Origin of the sequence: Acidovorax sp. JHL-9 (assembly GCF_000426205.1) — a bacterium.
GTDB lineage: Bacteria > Pseudomonadota > Gammaproteobacteria > Burkholderiales > Burkholderiaceae_C > Acidovorax > Acidovorax soli.
Map to the genome: position 1 here is coordinate 219,212 of NZ_AUEX01000001.1, position 18,261 is coordinate 237,472.

General features: G+C 64.6%; 18 protein-coding genes. 8 read left to right on the top strand and 10 right to left on the bottom strand.

Going from position 1 to position 18,261, the window contains the following annotated elements; genetic code table 11:
• Positions 1 to 22: 22 nt before the first annotated feature.
• From K225_RS0100955 to ureG, 6 genes are all read left to right on the top strand, one after another.
• Positions 23 to 637 carry a HupE/UreJ family protein gene (locus tag K225_RS0100955; RefSeq protein ID WP_026434657.1) on the top strand — a complete coding sequence of 205 codons (615 nt, stop codon included), beginning with the start codon at positions 23 to 25 and terminating at the stop codon, positions 635 to 637.
• Positions 638 to 659: 22 nt separating this feature from the next.
• Positions 660 to 965 (top strand): urease subunit beta, encoded by a 306-nt coding sequence (locus K225_RS0100960; RefSeq protein WP_026434658.1) that lies wholly within the window; start codon positions 660 to 662, stop codon positions 963 to 965.
• A gap of 93 nt (positions 966 to 1,058) precedes the next feature.
• Positions 1,059 to 2,777, top strand: coding sequence for an urease subunit alpha (gene ureC, locus K225_RS0100965; protein WP_026434659.1), 1,719 nt, complete (start codon positions 1,059 to 1,061; stop codon positions 2,775 to 2,777).
• A gap of 10 nt (positions 2,778 to 2,787) precedes the next feature.
• Positions 2,788 to 3,432 (top strand): urease accessory protein UreE, encoded by a 645-nt coding sequence (ureE, locus tag K225_RS0100970; protein ID WP_026434660.1) that lies wholly within the window; start codon positions 2,788 to 2,790, stop codon positions 3,430 to 3,432.
• Positions 3,433 to 3,449: 17 nt separating this feature from the next.
• Positions 3,450 to 4,160: an urease accessory protein UreF gene (locus K225_RS0100975; RefSeq protein ID WP_026434661.1), complete on the top strand. Its 711-nt coding sequence runs from the start codon at positions 3,450 to 3,452 to the stop codon at positions 4,158 to 4,160.
• Complete coding sequence (gene ureG, locus K225_RS0100980) at positions 4,157 to 4,831, top strand: urease accessory protein UreG (protein WP_034711468.1); 675 nt, start codon at positions 4,157 to 4,159, stop codon at positions 4,829 to 4,831. Before K225_RS0100975 ends, ureG begins: the two co-directional genes overlap by 4 nt.
• Before the next feature lie 266 nt (positions 4,832 to 5,097).
• On the opposite strand, the gene K225_RS0100985 is transcribed toward ureG, so the two are convergent.
• Positions 5,098 to 6,003 (bottom strand): LysR family transcriptional regulator, encoded by a 906-nt coding sequence (locus K225_RS0100985; protein ID WP_026434663.1) that lies wholly within the window; start codon positions 6,001 to 6,003, stop codon positions 5,098 to 5,100.
• A gap of 121 nt (positions 6,004 to 6,124) precedes the next feature.
• Between K225_RS0100985 and K225_RS0100990 the strand changes: the two genes are divergently transcribed.
• Complete coding sequence (locus tag K225_RS0100990) at positions 6,125 to 6,781, top strand: RraA family protein (protein WP_034711470.1); 657 nt, start codon at positions 6,125 to 6,127, stop codon at positions 6,779 to 6,781.
• Positions 6,782 to 6,812: 31 nt separating this feature from the next.
• Positions 6,813 to 7,793 (top strand): tripartite tricarboxylate transporter substrate binding protein, encoded by a 981-nt coding sequence (locus K225_RS0100995; RefSeq protein ID WP_026434665.1) that lies wholly within the window; start codon positions 6,813 to 6,815, stop codon positions 7,791 to 7,793.
• A gap of 110 nt (positions 7,794 to 7,903) precedes the next feature.
• Here the strand turns inward: K225_RS0100995 and K225_RS0101000 are convergent, their stop codons facing one another.
• The 9 genes from K225_RS0101000 to K225_RS0101040 form a co-directional block, all read right to left on the bottom strand.
• Positions 7,904 to 8,320, bottom strand: a complete 417-nt coding sequence (locus tag K225_RS0101000; RefSeq protein ID WP_026434666.1) for a group II truncated hemoglobin — start codon at positions 8,318 to 8,320, stop codon at positions 7,904 to 7,906.
• A 664-nt stretch (positions 8,321 to 8,984) separates the two neighbouring features.
• Entirely contained in the window at positions 8,985 to 11,504 is a 2,520-nt protein-coding gene (locus K225_RS0101005) for an ABC transporter permease (protein WP_026434667.1), read from the bottom strand.
• A 39-nt stretch (positions 11,505 to 11,543) separates the two neighbouring features.
• Complete coding sequence (locus K225_RS0101010) at positions 11,544 to 12,404, bottom strand: formate dehydrogenase accessory sulfurtransferase FdhD (protein ID WP_026434668.1); 861 nt, start codon at positions 12,402 to 12,404, stop codon at positions 11,544 to 11,546.
• Between the two features lie 63 nt (positions 12,405 to 12,467).
• The gene (locus K225_RS0101015) at positions 12,468 to 12,839 is read right to left on the bottom strand and encodes a hypothetical protein (RefSeq protein WP_034711472.1); all 372 of its coding nucleotides are present in this window, start codon (positions 12,837 to 12,839) and stop codon (positions 12,468 to 12,470) included.
• 2 nt (positions 12,840 to 12,841) lie between these two features.
• Positions 12,842 to 14,059, bottom strand: coding sequence for a formate dehydrogenase subunit gamma (locus tag K225_RS0101020; protein ID WP_026434670.1), 1,218 nt, complete (start codon positions 14,057 to 14,059; stop codon positions 12,842 to 12,844).
• Between the two features lie 8 nt (positions 14,060 to 14,067).
• Positions 14,068 to 14,304, bottom strand: coding sequence for a hypothetical protein (locus K225_RS0101025; protein WP_026434671.1), 237 nt, complete (start codon positions 14,302 to 14,304; stop codon positions 14,068 to 14,070).
• Positions 14,301 to 14,921 (bottom strand): formate dehydrogenase FDH3 subunit beta, encoded by a 621-nt coding sequence (fdh3B, locus tag K225_RS0101030; RefSeq protein ID WP_026434672.1) that lies wholly within the window; start codon positions 14,919 to 14,921, stop codon positions 14,301 to 14,303. The genes K225_RS0101025 and fdh3B overlap by 4 nt, the downstream gene beginning before the upstream one ends.
• Before the next feature lie 29 nt (positions 14,922 to 14,950).
• The gene (locus K225_RS0101035; RefSeq protein WP_026434673.1) at positions 14,951 to 17,920 is read right to left on the bottom strand and encodes a formate dehydrogenase subunit alpha; all 2,970 of its coding nucleotides are present in this window, start codon (positions 17,918 to 17,920) and stop codon (positions 14,951 to 14,953) included.
• 14 nt (positions 17,921 to 17,934) lie between these two features.
• The gene (locus tag K225_RS0101040; protein WP_026434674.1) at positions 17,935 to 18,144 is read right to left on the bottom strand and encodes a formate dehydrogenase; all 210 of its coding nucleotides are present in this window, start codon (positions 18,142 to 18,144) and stop codon (positions 17,935 to 17,937) included.
• Between the last annotated feature and the right edge of the window lie 117 nt (positions 18,145 to 18,261).

Below are 18,261 nucleotides of genomic sequence, written 5' to 3' on the forward strand. Positions count from 1 at the left end.
CTCTTCTCTCCGTGGAGCACCCATGCGCATCGCCCTCTCACACCGCCACACAGCCGCTCTTCTTTTCATAGCTGCCAGCGCAATCGGTAACAGCGCCAACGCCCATACCAGTGCTGAATCCCACATCCACAACAGCTTTCTGAGCGGCTTGGCCCACCCCCTGTTCGGGCTGGACCACCTGGCCGCCATGGTCGCAGTGGGCCTGTGGAGCGCCCTGGCCGCGCGCAGCGCCGGGCGCGATCTGCTGTGGGGCCCCGTGGGCTTTGCCGCCATGTTGCTGGTGGGCGCCGTGCTGGGCCTGCAGGGCGTGGCGCTGCCAGCGGTGGAGCCGATGATTGCGGCGTCGCTGCTGGTCACGGGCCTGCTGGTCGTGTCGCGCCTGCGTGTGCCCGGGCTGGTGGCGGCGCTGGGTGTGGGCGTGTTCGCCGTCTTCCACGGAGTGGCCCACGGCTACGAGCTGGCAGGCAGCGACAGCGCCTGGTTGACCCTGGCAGGCATGCTGACGGCCACCGTGCTGCTGCACAGCGCGGGCCTGGCGGCTGGCTGGGCTCTGCGCCACTGCCATGTGTGGCCGGCCCGCGCCGCAGGTGCCAGCGTGGCCATGCTGGGTGGCGCGCTGCTGGCGCAAATGGCCTGAGCATTCCCTCGAAGGAGCCTTCATGATCCCCGGCGAACTTTTCACCGAACCCGGCGAACACCAGCTCAACACCGGCCGCCGCACCCTCACGCTGGTGGTGCGCAACACCGGCGACCGGCCCATCCAGGTCGGCTCGCACTACCACTTTGCCGAGACCAACAACGCCCTGGGCTTTGACCGTGCGGCTGCGCGCGGCATGCGGCTGAACATTGCATCCGGCACCGCCGTGCGCTTCGAGCCCGGCCAGGAGCGCACCGTGGAACTGGTGGACTACGCCGGCGAGCGCCGCGTGTTCGGCTTCCAGGGCCTGACGCAAGGCGCGCTGTAGCGAATTCAAGCCAAATTGGCAGATAGCGCAGGTATTCATTGCCCAAGCAGCTATCAAAAAAATAGTAAACCGTTCTCACGGAGCACCCCACCCATGGCAACCATTGGACGACGCGCCTACGCCGAGATGTTCGGCCCCACCGTGGGCGACCGCGTGCGCCTGGCCGACACCGAACTCCTCCTCGAAGTGGAGGCCGACTACACCCTGCGCGCGGGCAGCTACGGCGAAGAGGTGAAGTTTGGCGGCGGCAAGACCATCCGCGACGGCATGGCGCAAAGCCAGCGCAGCAACGCACAAGGGGCAGTGGACACGGTGCTGACCAATGCCCTGGTGGTGGACCACACCGGCATCTTCAAGGCCGACATCGGCCTGCGCGCGGGCCGCATCGCCGCCATCGGCAAGGCGGGCAACCCCGACACACAACCCGGTGTGGACATCGTCATCGGCCCCGGCACCGAGGTCATCAGCTGCGAAGGCAACCTCGTCACCGCGGGCGGCATCGACAGCCACATCCACTTCATCTGCCCCCAGCAGGTGGAAGAAGCCCTGGCCAGCGGCGTGACCACCATGCTGGGCGGCGGCACCGGCCCGGCCACGGGTACGCTGGCCACCACCTGCACATCCGGCCCCTTCAACATGGAGCGCATGCTGCAGGCCGCCGACGCCTTCCCGATGAACCTGGGCTTCCTCGGCAAGGGCAACGCCAGCCTGCCCGATGCGCTGCACGAACAGATCAACGCAGGCGCCATTGGCCTCAAGCTGCACGAAGACTGGGGCACCACCCCATCGGCCATCAGCAACTGCCTGGATGTGGCAGAGGAAACCGACACGCAGGTCGCCATCCACAGCGACACGCTCAACGAATCGGGCTTTGTGGAGAACACCATCGCCGCCGTGGGCGGGCGCGGCATCTGCGCCTTTCACACCGAGGGCGCGGGCGGCGGCCATGCACCCGACATCCTGCGCGTGGTGGGCGAAGACAACTTTTTGCCCAGCTCCACCAACCCCACCATGCCCTACACCCAGAACACGCTGGACGAGCATGTGGACATGCTCATGGTGTGCCACCACCTCGATGCGAGCATTGCCGAAGACCTGGCCTTTGCCGAAAGCCGCATCCGCAAGGAAACCATTGCAGCCGAGGACATCCTGCACGACCTGGGCGCCATCAGCATGATGAGCAGCGACAGCCAGGCCATGGGCCGCGTTGGCGAGGTCATCCTGCGCACCTGGCAGACCGCGCACAAGATGAAGCTGCAGCGCGGCAGCCTGCAAGGCGACAGCGCGCGAAACGACAACACGCGCATCAAGCGCTACGTGGCCAAATACACCATCAACCCCGCGATTGCCCATGGCATCAGCCACGAGGTGGGCTCCATCGAGGTCGGCAAGTGGGCCGACATCGTGATCTGGAAGCCCGCGTTCTTCGGCGTCAAGCCTGCGCTCATACTGAAAGGCGGCCTGATCGCGATGGCTGCGATGGGCGACCCAAACGCTTCCATTCCCACGCCGCAGCCCGTGCACTACCGGCCCATGTTCGGCGCCTTTGGTGGTGCCATCGCCAGGACCTCGCTGACCTTTGTCTCGCAAGCCGGCCTGAACGCGGGCATTGGCGAGCGCTTCGGCCTGCGCAAGCAGCTCAGCGCCGTGCACAACATCCGCGGCGTGCGCAAGCAGCACATGGTGCACAACAGCTACACGCCCCGCATGGAGGTGGACGCACAGACCTACACCGTGCGCGCAGATGGACAATTGCTCACCTGCGAACCCGCCACGGTGTTGCCGATGGCGCAGCGCTATTTCCTTTTCTGACGCTCCGTCCATGATCCAGGTCTCCAAACTCATCCCCCAGGGCCAAGGCCTTGCTCCCGTTTTGCTCAAGCGCGCCACCACGGTCGATCTGGACTGGGACATTCGCCAGAAAAGCCGCTTTGCGGCCACCGATTCGGCAGGCCGAGAACTGGGCATCTTTTTGCCACGCGGCACCGTGGTGCGCGGCGGCGATGTGCTGGTGGCCGAAGACGGCTCGCTGGTGCGCGTGCTGGCTGCGCCGCAGCCGGTGCTGGTCATCACGCACTGCGCCAACCATGGCGCCCCTTTCGATCTGACCCGCGCCGCCTACCACCTGGGCAACCGCCACGTGCCCATCGAACTGCAGCCCGACCACCTCAAGATCGAGCCCGACCATGTGCTGGCCGAGATGCTGCGCGCCATGCATCTGATCGTGAACGAACAGCAGCTGCCGTTTGAGCCCGAAGGCGGTGCGTATGCGGCGGGGCATGGCGGCGGGCACCACGCCCACGGTGAACACGGGCATGACCATGGGCACGACCACCCACACGACCATGGGCACGGCCATTCGCACGGGCAGGGGCCGGCAGCTGCGCCCGCTCGCGTTCGCGCTGTGGCCATTCCGGTGGTCGCACAAGGCCATGTGCATGGCCCGCACTGCAACCACGACCACTGAGCCAGCGGAGCGCCTGCATGCGTACAGACCGCACCGCCCCCCTGCCCGCGGCCAGCCTGCTGCAGCTCATGTGGCTCGCCTCCCCCGCGCTGCCCGTGGGCGGGTTCTCGTATTCCGAAGGGCTGGAAAGCGCCATTGAAAACGCAAACCTTTCCACCGAAGCCGCAGTGGCCAACTGGCTGCTCGACCAGTTGCACATCACCCAGTCGCGCGGCGACATGGCCCTGATCGCCAAGGCCGTAGGCGCCTGGCGCCGTGGCGACATGGCCCAAGTGCAAGCGCTCAACGACTGGGTACAACACACCCGCGAGACCAGCGAGCTGCGCTTGCAAACCGAGCAAATGGGCCGGTCGATGGCCGACTGGCTGCGCAACCAGCACCAGGACGACGAAGCCCTGATGCCGGCCGTGCGCCACCTGGCGGCACTTCCACCCACTTACCCCGTGGCTTTTGCGCTGGCCGCATCCACCACCCAGGCGCCCGTGCGCACAGTGCTGCTGGCCTACGCCTTTGGCTGGGCCGAGAACATGGTGCAGGCCGCACTCAAATCCATGCAGCTGGGCCAAAGCGCGGGCCAGCGCATCCTGGCCCGGCTGGCTGACGCCATCCCCGATGCCGCAGACCATGCGATCGGCCTGATGGACAGCGAACGGCAGGCCTTCTCGCCCATGCTGGCCATCCTGTCGGCCCAGCACGAAACCCAATACTCCCGCCTCTTCCGATCATGAGCACCCTGCACCACATCCCGAACCGCACCAAGAACCTGCCCCCCCTGCGCGTGGGCGTTGGCGGCCCCGTTGGCTCAGGCAAAACCACACTGCTGGAAATGCTGTGCAAGACCATGCGCGATGACTACGACCTCATCGCCATCACCAACGACATCTACACCAAGGAAGACCAGCGCCTGCTCACGGTGAGCGGCGCCCTGCCCGCCGAACGCATCCTGGGCGTGGAGACCGGCGGCTGCCCCCATACTGCCATCCGCGAAGACTGCTCCATCAACCTCGAAGCCATCGACCGCATGCTGGGCGAGTTCCCCAACGCCGATATCGTGTTCGTCGAAAGCGGCGGCGACAACCTGGCAGCCACCTTCAGCCCCGAGCTGAGCGATCTGACCATCTACGTCATCGACGTGGCCGCTGGCGAGAAAATCCCCCGCAAGGGCGGCCCCGGCATCACCAAGAGCGACCTGTTCGTCATCAACAAGACCGACCTGGCCCCGCATGTGGGTGCCGACCTGGAGGTGATGCGCGCCGATACCGTGCGCATGCGCACCAACGCCCAAGGTCTCAAGCCCTTTGTGATGACCAACCTCAAAACCCTGGCGGGCGTGGCCGACGTGGTGAAGTTCATCGAAACACGGGGCATGCTGCAGAAACCGGCACCTGCAGCGCAATAACAGACTCCATAAAAAGGCGGAAATGGCCGCGATGCCGCGCCATGCCCAGCGATTGACAGACGGGCGAACGGATCGACCAGCGAGGCCTGCGTGACGGCACCGGGCGTCACGGTGCCCGCGCGGCGGGGGGCGCGGGCGGCTCGTTGACCGGTTGGAGCTCAAGAACCGGCTTCTTCAAAACCGTTCGTACGATGGGTTGACGCTACTGATCAACATTGCCTTAGCGCTTTGCGCAGTTCGCCCACGGGCTTGGCATAGATGCCTCCTCATATCCCGTCGAACATCCTTGAGAAGTTCCCGCACTCCTGGGCCAACAGGCAAATGGAGGAAACCAGGATGCTCTTGCGCTGTGGCTTATAGACAGCGGCGTAAGGCACCTCAGGGTTGGGCACGTCGATATCGACCGTTTGCAGAGCTCCCGCATCGACCAGTGGCTGCAAGCACTCCAGCGGCATGTAGCTCACGCCCATGCCCGCGACGGTCAGGCCGATCAGAGGCAGCAGGCTGTTGGTGATGATGGGGGGCTCGATACGTGCGACCAGGTTTTCGTTCAGCCAGTGGTCCATGATGACGCCGAGCCCCGAAGTGTCGCCCTGCATCAACAAAGTGTGCGACGCCAGTTCCTGAACGCTCAGCGGCCCTTGTTTGCGCACCAACCCTGGCTTGCACATCCAGGTGAATCTGGCGCTTTGCAAGCGCTTGGAAGCCAGGCGATCATGGCTGAACGCATCGGGGACGATCACCAGATCGAGCGCGTCGGCCTGCAGCTTGTCGCGCAGCCGGGTGGCTGAATCCACGTCCGGCTCGATCGTCACCTGCGGATACATGGCGCGCACGCGGCCCAACAAGCGGGGTAGCCAGGTCATGGCGACCAGCTCGGTAATGCCGATGCGGACACGCCGCACCATCGCTTCGGGGTTGACCAGGCTCTCTAGCGCTGCATCGCGCTGCGCAAGCAGCCGCTGCGCCGTCAACAGCACCTGCTGGCCTTTCTCCGTCAGCCGTGCATGGCGCAGGCTGCGGTCAAACAACTCGTCGCCGAGCAGCGATTCCAGTTCCTTGACCCGCTTGGAGACCGCAGCCTGGCTGGTGTGCAAGCGTAGAGCGGCGGCGCCGAAACTGCCTTCGCGATCGATCCAATAAATCGCTTCGAGCTGCTTGAACGAGAACATGGCGTGGGAAAACCCTCTCTTTTGATAACTAAAAGCGATTTTAATCATAAATTAAATATCGCTTTTTTTCATTCGTATCTACAGAAAGAATCGGCCTCACAGTGTTTGCTCCGCTTTGAACATGAACGCAATACAGAACCCTTTTCCCACTCCCGCTCCGAGCGATGTCGTCTCCGCGCTGCACGGCATCGTGGTCTCGCACCTCAGCGATAACTTGGCACGCTTGAGTGGAGTCACCGGACTGCGGCGCATCCACCGCCAGCGCAAACTCGTCGGCACGGCGGTGACCGTGAAGGTCCGCCCCGGCGACAACCTGCTGATCTACAAGGCACTCACGCTCGGACAGCCCGGGCATGTGCTGGTGGTCGATGGCGGGGGGGACCTGACCAACGCCCTGGTCGGCGAGCTGATCCTGCTGTATGCACGGCAGCGCGGCTTCAGTGGATTTGTGATCGATGGCGCCGTGCGCGACAGCGCGGCCTTCGCTGAAGCCGACTTTCCCTGCTACGCCCGCGGCGTCAGCCACCGTGGTCCCTACAAGCAGGGCCCCGGCGCGCTCAATGTGCCGGTAACCGTAGGGGGGCAGGTCATTCATCCGGGAGACCTGGTCGTGGGGGATGAAGACGGCGTCGTCTCCTTCAGCCAATCACAAGCCGCAGCGCTGATTGAGGCCGCACGCAAGACCGCTGCACACGAGGAAGCCGTCAAACGCGAGATCGCGACGGGCAAAGTCGAGCAGTCATGGCTAGACAAGGTGCTCATCCCCGCAGGCCTTTGAGTTCAAACAATACACATCAAGGAGACGTACCATGAAAACCCTTCGCATGACACGCCGCTGCATTGCCGCGGCCCTCACTTTGTTCGCTGGCACGGGCTTTTCGCTTGGTGCTGCGGCAGCGTACCCCGATAGGCCGATCCGCATCGTCGTGCCCTGGTCGCCTGGCGGCGCAACGGATGTGATTGCACGCACGATTGGCCAGCACCTGAGTCAGTCACTGGGCCAGCCGGTCGTAGTGGACAACAAACCCGGTGCTGGCGGCAACATTGGTACCGCCGCGGTGACACGCGAGCACGCCGATGGCTACACCCTGCTGATGGGCACCAGCAGCACCAACGCTGTCAACCCCAGTCTGTACAAGCGACTGCCGTTCGATCCAGTCAAAGACTTCTCTGCGGTCGCGTTCATTGCGACGGTGCCGAATGTGCTCGTCGTGCCGGCGCAATCGCAGTTCAAAAATGTGCAGGACATCATCGCCACGGCCAAGGCATCGCCGGGCAAGATCACTTATGGTTCCGCGGGCAATGGTTCATCGCAGCATCTGGCCGGCTCAATGTTCGTCAAGGCAACCGGCCTGCAACTGATCCACGTGCCTTATAAGGGTTCGGGTCCGGCTGCCTCGGACCTTATCGCCAAACACCTCGATTTGATGATCGACACGGGCTCCATGCCACATATCAAGGGAGGCAACCTGCGTGCCCTGGCTGTTGCAGCATCGGAGCGCCTGCCGGCGCTGCAGAACGTCCCGACCTTTGACGAGGCGGGTGTCAGAGGCTTTTACGCATCTGCCTGGTATGGCGTCATGGCTCCCGCGGGGACGCCGGAAGAAATCGTGCAGCGGCTCAACACCGAAATCAACGCGATCCTCAGGCGCCCCGATGTGCTGCAGCGCCTCTCTGACTTCGGCGCAGTGGTGCGCCCTGAATCGCCGCAGGCGTTTGGAAAGTTCATGCACAGTGAAATCCAACGCTACAAGAAAATTGTGGAGGACTCCGGCGCAGCGATCGAATAGACATCATGGTCATGTTGCGCGCTGCGCAGTACCAATCAGATGCAGTTGAATGGGCACATGGCGGGACTCCGCCGGCACGGCGGCACACCCGCAGAGCGAAGCCAGCGGACTCAGGCGCCCCGGTTGCGCATCCAGTCGGCCGTGCCCATGAAACTCTCGCGCAGCCGGGCGCGCAGGGCTTCGGGCACGCCGGTTTCTCCCATGGCCTGGTCCATGCAAGCGACCCACTGGTCACGCTCCTTGATGCCGATGGAAAACGGCATGTGGCGCATGCGCAGGCGCGGATGGCCAAACCGGCTTTGGTAGTGGTCCGGGCCACCCAGCCAGCCGCAGAGAAACCAGAATAGCTTCTCTCTTGCGCTGGCCAGATGACTGCCGTGGGCCGCGCGCAGTTCGGCATATGCAGGCTCCAGGTCCATGAGGTCATAGAAACGCTCGACCAGGGCGTGGACGCGCTCTTCCCCGCCAATCCAGGCATAGGGGGTGTCGGCGGGCGTGCTGACGGGTGGTTTGTCGTTGGTAGGCATCGGGATGGCAAAGGACTTACGAAAAATTACCTCAGCGGTTTTCCGCTGTCGCTGAGAAAGGGGCCAGACTTTACACAGCGCCCCCTGCGACAAGGCCCTCGGCACAGAACTGTGGAGCCAAAGCTGCGCTCTAACCACCATTCTGAACACCACCGAAAGGCCCCACCATGCGGCAAAACCTGAAAAGAACGGCGACTCGCCTGGCGTTTTCACTGCTGGCAGTGTCTGCGGTGGGTGGCTGCGCAGTCTACGCTCCTGCCCCCGACCCTTATTCCTACTATGGCACGGACGCCTATGGCCAAGCCTTCTATGCGCCCCCACCCACCTACCCAGTCCCGCATTACTACGGCCCCGCGTACATGGGGCCGCCGGTTTTCTGGAACTTTGGCCTGGGCTATTGGAGTGGCGGTGGCCGGGGTGGGCCTCCCGGGGGCCGTGGCCATCATGGCGGCGGACGCCGCTGACCCGGTGTTCCGAGTTGGAAATTCGTTTCATAAAGATGCCGAAATCGCCGCCATGCTGCGTTGCAAATCCTCGCGATAACTACAGCTATCGCTGCGGTTTGCGCCTTGCCTGACAGCGATTTCGACATCTTTATTTCATCAACGAACTTCCAACCCGGGACACTCGCGGCACACCGCTCACACGCTGCGCGCACGGCCTGTCATTCAGCAGCTCGGCGCAAGGTATCCACGACGGGCCGCAGCAGCACATCGCGCAGCCCCCACCAGCCAGCCGCCAGCGCCAGCACGGCACCGACCAAGGCCCCCGCCAGTGGCACCCAGGGTGCGGCGGTCCAGGCGAAATCGAACACATAGCGCGCCAGGGCCCAGCCCACGGCCACGGCCACGCAACTGGCCAGAAGACCTGCCAGCAGGCCCACGCCCATCAGCTCGGCGCGCTGCACCTGGCGCAGCAGGCTGGCGCGGGCCCCCACGGCGCGCATGATGGCGAACTCGCGCGCCCGCTCCTCGCGCGTGGCCGTGACGGCGGCAAACAGCACCACCAGACCGGCCGCCAGCGTGAAGGCGAACAGGAACTCCACCGCCTGGATCACCTGTTCCAGCACGCGCTGCACCTGGGCAATGGTGGCGCCCATGTCCACGTTGGTGATGTTGGGAAACTGCCGCACCAGAGCGTTGTCGAAGCCCGCCTTGTCGGGCGCGCGGTAGGCGGCAAGATAGGTCACCGGCACATCCTGGAGGCTGGCCACGGGATACATCACGAAGAAATTGGCGCGCATGGAACCCCAGTCCACCTTGCGCAGGCTGGTGATGCGGGCTTCGTTCTGCACACCGCCCATGTCGAACCGCAGGCGGTCGCCCAGCTTCAGGCCCAGGGTTTGTGCAATGCCCTCTTCCACGCTGATGGCACCCTCTTCGCCGGGCGTCCATTGGCCGGCCACCACCTGGTTGTGGCCGGGCTGGTCAACCGCGGTGGAAAGGTTGAACTCACGGTCCACCAGGCGCTTGGCGCGGTCTTCGGTGTAGCTGTCGGGGCCCACGGACTGGCCGTTCACGGCCAGCAGGCGGCCGCGAATCATGGGGTACCAGTCGTAGCGGGCCACACCCGCATCTTTCAGCACCTGCTGGAAGGCTTCGGCCTGATCGGGCATGACGTTGATGACGAAGCGGTTGGGCGCATCGGGCGGCGTGGCCTTGCGCCAGCTGGCAATCAGGTCGGTGCGCAGCAGCACCAGCAGCACCAGCGCCAGCAGCCCCACGGCCAGGCTGCTGACCTGCACCACCGCGTAGCCCGGGCGGGCCGAGATCTGCCGCGTGGCCAGCACCAGCCAGCGCGGCGCGGTGGATTCATTGACGCTCTTGCGCAGCAGCTTCACCGCCACCCAGCTCAGCAGCGCAAACAGCGCCACGGCGCCGGCAAAGCCGCCCACGGCAATCAGGCCCAGCACCAGATCGCTGCTGACGGCCAGCAGCAATGCCGCAAAACCTGCCACGCCCACCGCCAGCACCGCCAGCGATACAGGCTTGAGCCCGCCCATGTCGCGCCGGATCACGCGCAGCGGCGGCACCTGGGCCAGTTGCAGCACCGGCGGCAGCCCGAAGGCCAGCAGCAGCATCAGGCCCATGCCCAGGCCAAATGCCACGGGCCACAGGCTGGGCGCGGGCAAAGCCGACTCCACCAGCCCTGCCAGCAGCAGCACGAAAACGTTGTGGACCAGATAACCGAGCGCCACGCCCAGGGCGCTGGCAAACAGCCCGATCAGCGCGAACTCGGTGGTGTAGGCGCCAGCGATGGTGCGCTGGCTCTGGCCCAGCACGCGCAGCATGGCCGACGCATCGAGATGGTCGGCCGCAAAGCCCCTGGCCGCCAGCGCCACGGCCACGGCCGACAGCAGGGCCGCCAGCAGGGCCACCAGGTTGAGGAATTTCTGGGCGCGGTCCAGCGTCTGGCGCATCTCGGGGCGGCCGCTTTCGAGCGACTCCACGCGCACGCCGTGCACCGCGGGTTTCTTTGCCTCGGCGGCAGCCCATTCGGCGAAGGCCTTGACGGCAGCGGGCGAACCGGCCACGGCAAAACGGTAGGTGAGGCGGCTGGCCGGCTGCACCAGGCCGGTGGCCGGCACGTCGGCCTGGTTGATCATGGCGCGCGGCGCAAAGCTCATGAAGCCGGCACCCCGGTCGGGCTCCACCACGATGATGCGCGCAATGCGCAGTTGCGCATCGCCCAGCAGCAGCATGTCGCCCATGGCGAGGTTCAGCGCTTCCAGCAAGGGCGCATCGACCCAGACCTCGCCCGGCGCAGGAATATCGCGGGTGACCTCACCCAGGGCATCGAGCGAGTCGGCCACCTGCAGATTGCCGCGCAAGGGATAGCCCGGCTCCACGCTCTTGAGGGCCACCAGCTTGGTGGCACCGCCCTGCAGATCGCTGGCCCGGCCCATGGTGGGAAAGCCCATGGTCGTCACGGCCTTCAGGCCCAGCGCCCGGGCGCGCTCGGCAAAGGCGGGGGGCGTGGGGTTGTCGCTGGCCACCACGGCATCGCCACCCAGCAACTGCAGGGCGTCGCGCTCCAGCCCCCCCTGCAGCCGGTCGGCAAAAAAACCCACCGACGTCAGCGCCGCAACCGCCAGCGTGACGGCCACCATGAGCAGGCGCAACTCTCCGGCGCGCAGATCACGTGCCAGGGTACGCAGCCCCAGGCGGAAAAAAGACAGATTCATGGGAGCGGACCTTAGCGCAATTGCGCTGCCGAAGCGGCTTTAGGGATTTGCCGCAGCCAGTTCGGTTTGCAGCAGCAGGCGGTCGGCACCGCTGTAGCAGACGAAGCGCCGGTTGGTTGCGCGGCCAATGGCGCACAGGCCGAGCTGCTGCGCCACGGCATGGCCCATCTGCGTCATGCCGCTGCGCGAGACCACGATGGGCACGCCCATCTGCGCCGACTTGATGACCATCTCGCTGGTCAGCCGGCCCGTGGTGTAGAAGACCTTGTCGCCGCCCGCCATGTCGCCTGCCTGCATCCACATCCAGCCGGCGATGGTGTCGATGGCGTTGTGCCGGCCCACGTCTTCCACGAACGTGAGCAGTTCTTCGCCGCGAAACAGCGCGCAGCCGTGCACCGAGCCGGCGGACTTGTAGGTGCTTTCCTTGAGGCGAATCGCGTTGACGATGCCGTAAAGCTGCGCCTGCGTGAGCTGCGCTGCCGGCAGCGCGATACGGTCCACCTCGTCCATCAAACCACCGAACACGCTGCCCTGCCCACAGCCGGTGGTGACCACCCTGGCCGCCGTGCGTTCGTCGATGCGCTCGATGCCGCTGCGCGTCTTGACGGCTGCAGCGTTGACCTCCCAGTCGACGGTGATGGATTCGATGTCGTGCGCCGATTGCACCAGCCGCTGGTTGCGCAGGTAGCCCAGCACCAGCAGCTCGGGCAGCGCACCCAGTGTCATCAGCGTGACGAGCTCGCGCTTGTCCACATACACGGTCAACGGGCGTTCGGCGGGAATATGCACCTGCTCGCGTTCACCGCGCTCGTTCACCACCTCCACGGCGTGGGTCAGGGGGGCTTGTGCCTGGGTCAGGCGCGGCAAGGCGGGGGCCGCAAGATCGGGTACGTCAGTCATGCGATCAGCGTACACGCATTCCTCGCCAGTCCGTCGCAGGACTGGGGGAATATCGACACGAACTCAGGGCTTGGGCGCCGACGCTGCAGGCATGAGCGTGCTGGGCGGGCTGCTGGCGGTACCGGGTGGCGAATGGGCACCCGAAGCTTCGAGCGGTTTGGCGGCCGGCGGGGTGTAGGCAAAAGGACCCGGATCGGTGCACCCGCTGGTGGCCACGGCGGGCTTGGCATCCTTGGCCGTGCGCCGGTAGTGCGCAGCCACCTTGTCCTGCGACTGGCAGAGCTTGTAGCTGTCCACCTTGCCGTTCCAGGCGGCCTTGGCAGCAGTCTCGGCGGCCTTGGCCTGTACTTCAGGCGTGGGCGCTGGCAGCTTGGCAAGTGCCATGGAAGATGCGCCGGCCACCAGGAAGGCCAGCAGGGAATGGTGCATGCTCATTTTCATGTAGGCCTCGCTGCCTGCGCCGCACGGGCGGCACTTTCGGTGGGTACGGCAACGCCGCTGCGCTGCGCTGGAATCTTGCCGGCACGGACATCATCGGCCCAGAGCTCGTGGTGCTCGCGGGCCCAGCCCTCGCTGACATAGCCGGTTTTCATGGCCTTGTAGGCGCCCCGCATGCCGACCGTTCCCATGTAGATGTGACCGCAGATCAAGGCCATCATCCAGATCGCCAGCACGGCATGGACCATGTGGGCGATCTGCATGTCACTGCGCACGTCGCCAAAGCCGGGGATCAGCTTGTCCAGCACCAGCCCCGTGGCCACCACGAAGATGCCGGGGATGGTGATACCCCACCAGAACAAGCCCTTTTCACCCGCGTTGAAGCGGTGTGAAGGCACCTGGTGGTCACCGCCACCGAGCAGGCCGCCGCCCTTGCTGAGCCAGATGAAATCAGCGCGGTTGGCGATGTTGTCCTTCACGAAGGTGAGGATGATGACCAGCAGCGAAACCGCAAACAGCGGACCCATGAAGTTGTGCACGTTCTTGAGCGCATAGGCCAGCCAGCCAAACAGCGTGCTGCCGATGACCGGCAGCAGAAAGAACTTGCCAAACGCCATGACGATGCCCGAAATCGCCAGCGCGATGAAGGCACCGGCATTGGCCCAGTGTGCTGCCCGCTCAAAAGGCGTGAAACGCTCGATCCGGCGGTCTGATTCGGGGTGCTCGTGCCCCATGGGGCCCTTGGTGAAATAGAAAATCGCCAAGGCCAGCAACACCAGGCCCAGCAAGGCAGCACCGTAGGGAATGATCCACTGGTTGCGCACCTGGCGCCAGCCCTCACCCGCGTTGGTCACCCGGGCCCCGGGGTATGCCACCATCGGCTGGATCAGGTTGCCGGCCTCAGGCGCTTGGGTCCGGGGCAGGCTGCTGTAGCCCGTCACACCCTGCCCCACCTGGCGCCACATGGGGGCGTTGTTGCCAGGCTGTACCTTGGCGCGCTCGCCGTTGGTCTGATCGGCGTATTGGGGGTCGGCGCTGGCGTCGGGCTTGATTTCAAAAATGTTCTGGCTCTGAATGCCACCGGGCGCTGCAGCAGGCGCGGGCGCCACCGCAGCTGGAGCCGCGGACGCATCCGTGGCTGCAGCCGGTGCCTGCGCATGGGCAGGCACCCATGCCAAGCCCGCCGCCAAGGCCAGGGACCACATGATGTGTTTCATGGTGGGCCTCACTTGGATGGGGTGCGGGTGTATTCGTTCTGGCCGTACTGCTGGCGCGCCTTCAGCTGCTGCTCCCAGCTGGTCTTGTCGCCCACCTTCCAGCCCGGCTGGGTGAAGTTGCTGCCTGTGCCGGCGTACGGTACAGCGTCGCTCTTGATGCCGCCACCGGTTTGCGGTTTTTCGGTACAGGCGGCCAGGCCGGCAAGGGCCAGCACTGCCGTCAGGGTGATGGAAATGCGCTTCATGACTTGGCTCCTGCGGGTGGCTGAGCACCCTTTTGCGTGCCGTAGGCTGTGCCCCAGCCCCACACTTCGGCCCCCTTGCCGCGCTGCACCACGCGGTTGCGGAAGATGTCCGCCACCACGTCGCCATCGCCGGCCAGCAGCGCCTTGGTCGAACACATTTCGGCACAGGCGGGCAGCTTGCCTTCCGCCAGGCGGTTGCGCCCATATTTCTCGAACTCTGCCTGGCTGCCATGGGCCTCGGGGCCGCCGGCGCAGAAAGTGCACTTGTCCATCTTGCCGCGCACGCCGAACGTGCCTTGCGACGGAAACTGGGGGGCGCCAAACGGGCAGGCATAGCTGCAGTACCCGCAACCGATGCAGACATCCTTGTCGTGCAGCACCACACCTTCGTCGGTACGGTAAAAGCAGTTCACGGGGCAGACCGCCATGCAGGGGGCATCGCTGCAGTGCATGCAGGCCACCGAGATGGATTTCTCGCCGGGGACGCCGTCGTTGAGCGTGACCACGCGACGGCGGTTCACGCCCCACGGCACCTCATGCTCGTTCTTGCACGCGGTGACGCAGCCATTGCATTCGATGCAGCGTTCTGCATCGCAGATGAATTTCATTCGTGCCATTGTTCTGTCTCCTGATCAGTGCCGCGCGCTCACGCCCGCTCCACGTTGCAGATCGTGGTCTTGGTTTCCTGCATCATGGTCACGCTGTCGTAGCCATAGGTGGTGGCCGTGTTCACAGCCTCGCCCCGCACGACAGGTGCGGCCCCCTTCGGGTAGTGCGCCAGCATGTCGACACCTTGCCACCGGCCCGAGAAGTGAAAGGGCATCCAGACCGTGTCGGGCGCAACGCGCTCGGTGACCAGCGCCTGCACATTCAGACGCGCACCCGTGGGGGAGCTCAGCCACACGCGCTCACCATTGCGGATGCCCCGGTCGGCAGCCGTCTTGGGGTTGATTTCCACAAACGCCTCTTGCTGCAACTCGGCCAGCCAGGGGTTGGAACGGGTTTCTTCGCCGCCGCCTTCGTATTCGACCAGGCGACCGGAAGTCAGGATGAGCGGGAATTTCTCGTAGACCTTGTCGGCCACGTTCTTGTCCTGCAGGGTCTTGTAGAGCGTGGGCAGGCGCCAGAACGCCTTCTTGTCATCGTGCGTGGGGTACTTGGCCACCAGGTCGGGACGCGTGCCGTAAATGGGCTCGCGGTGCTGCGGAATCGCATCGGGGAAATTCCACACCACGGCACGTGCCTTGGCGTTGCCAAACGGATGGCAACCATGCTTCAGGGCCACGCGGATGATGGCGCCCGTGGGGTCGGTCTTCCAGTTCTTGCCTTCGGCCTTGGCCTTCTCGGCGTCAGAAAGATCGTCCCACCAGCCCAGCTTCTTGAGCAGCACATGGTCGAACTCGGGGTAGCCCGTGGTGATTTCCGCACCCAGCGAATGCGATCCATCCTCGGCCAGCAGGTTCTGGCCGTCCTTTTCCACACCGAAATTGGCGCGGAAGTTACCGCCACCATCCATCACATGCTTGGAGGTGTCGTACAGGTTGGGCGAACCCGGGTGCTTGAGCTCGGGCGTGCCGTAACAGGGCCAGGGCAAGCCAAAGTAGTCGCCGGTGAAGTCGTAGCCGGTCTCCTTGTCCTTGCCACCCTTGGCCTTGAGGGTTTTCACATCGAACACATGCATGTTCTTCATGTGGGCCTTCAGGCGCTCGGGACTCTGGCCGGTGTAGCCAATGGTCCAGACACTGCGGTTGATCTCCCGCAGGATGTCCTCGGGCATGGGCTCGTCCATGCCCTTGACCTTCTGCATCTTGTAGTTCTTGGACAGCTCGTTGGCAAAACCGAGCTTTTCAGCGAACTGGTGCATGATCATGTGGTCGCTGCGACTCTCCCAGAGCGGCTCGATCACCTTCTCGCGCCACTGCAGCGAGCGGTTGGATGCCGTGCAGGAACCACTCGTCTCGAACTGGGTGGCCGCCGGCAGCAGGTACACCGCGCGGTTGGGGTTGAGGTCTTCGGCTTTGCCGGGCATGGCCGCCATGGCGGCAGTGGCCGATGGATAAGGGTCCACCACCACCAGCAGGTCCAGCTTGTCCATGGCCCGCTTCATCTCCAGACCACGGGTCTGCGAATTGGGGGCATGGCCCCAATAGAACACGCCGCGCAGGTTGGAGTCCTGGTCGATCAGTTCGTTTTTCTCCAGCACGCCGTCGATCCAGCGCGACACGGTGATGCCGTTCTTGGACATCATCGCGGGCGAGGCGTACTGCTTCTTGATCCACTCAAAGTCCACGCCCCACACATTGGCAAAGTGCTTCCAGGAGCCTTCGGCCAGGCCGTAGTAGCCTGGCAGCGAGTCGGGGTTGGGGCCCACGTCGGTCGCGCCCTGCACATTGTCGTGGCCGCGGAAGATGTTGGTGCCGCCGCCACTCTTGCCCACGTTGCCCAGGGCCAGCTGCAGGATGCACGAGGCGCGCACCATGGCATTGCCGATGGTGTGCTGCGTCTGGCCCATGCACCAGACGATGGTGCCGGGGTTGTTGTCGTGCAGCATCTTGGCGACCTTGAACATCTGGTCTTCCTTGACGCCGCAGGCCTCTTCCACCTTGTCGGGTGTCCATTTGGCCAGCACTTCTTCGCGCACCTTGTCCATGCCATAGACACGGTCGTTGATGTACTTCTTGTCTTCCCAGCCGTTCTTGAAGATGTGGTACAGCAGGCCAAACAGGAAGGGGATGTCGGTGCCCGAGCGAATGCGCACGTATTCGTCGGCCTTGGCCGCCGTGCGGGTGAAGCGCGGGTCCACCACGATCATCTTGCAGCCGGTTTCCTTGGCGTGCAGCATGTGCAGCATGCTCACCGGGTGGGCTTCGGCGGCGTTGGAGCCGATGTACAGAGCGACCTTGCTGTTTTGCATGTCGTTGTACGAATTGGTCATGGCGCCATAGCCCCATGTGTTGGCCACACCCGCCACGGTGGTGGAGTGGCAGATGCGCGCCTGGTGGTCGCAGTTGTTGGTGCCCCAGAAGCTCACAAACTTGCGCAGCAGGTAAGCCTGCTCGTTGTTGTGCTTGGAAGAGCCAATGAAATACACACTGTCAGGGCCGCTGGCCTTGCGCAGCTCCTGCATCTTGGCGGTGATTTCGTTCAGGGCCGTGTCCCAGCTGATGCGCTCGTACTTGCCGTTGACCAGCTTCATGGGGTAGCGCAGGCGGTACTCGCCGTGGCCGTGTTCGCGCAGGGCCGCACCCTTGGCACAGTGGGCGCCCAGGTTGATGGGCGAGTCGAACACCGGCTCCTGGCGCACCCACACGCCGTTCTCGACCACGGCATCGACCGCGCAGCCCACAGAACAGTGGGAGCAGACCGTGCGGCGCACTTCGATCTTGCTGTCGCCGATGCCGACCTTGGCGCCTTCGGCGGCGTTGGATTTCTTGACCAGCGTGAGTTGCGACGCGGCAATGCCGACGCCCACCCCCAGACCGGAGCGACGCAGGAACGAGCGGCGGTCCATGGTGGGCAGAGCCTGCGACAGGCCACGGCGCAGGCTGTGCACAAAAGGAGACGCCGAGGACGATGCGGCCTGCGCGGCGTGGGAGGACTTCTTGGTAAGCAACATGGTGCGCCCCGCTGTCAGAGTTGGGTGGTTTTGTAGTACTGCTTGACGTGGGCAGACAGGCGGTAGCCACCGCCCTTTTCAGGGGCCACGCGGGCAGGCTCGGACACCGTGGCGTCAGAGGGAATCACCTGGGGAAGAGCCACGACGGCTGCTGCTGCAGCCCCTACGGTGGCGGCGCCGGAAAAGAAACTCCGGCGTGAGGAATGGGGCTGGCGGTTCTGCATGCTTGTCTCCAGAATGGCTGGCAGCTATGAAACGGAATTCATACGAGTCTATGTCAGTGTGTAAAACCCTGCAATCGCGCTTTCCACCCCCCACCAATGCGCTCATCTTTTATAGCG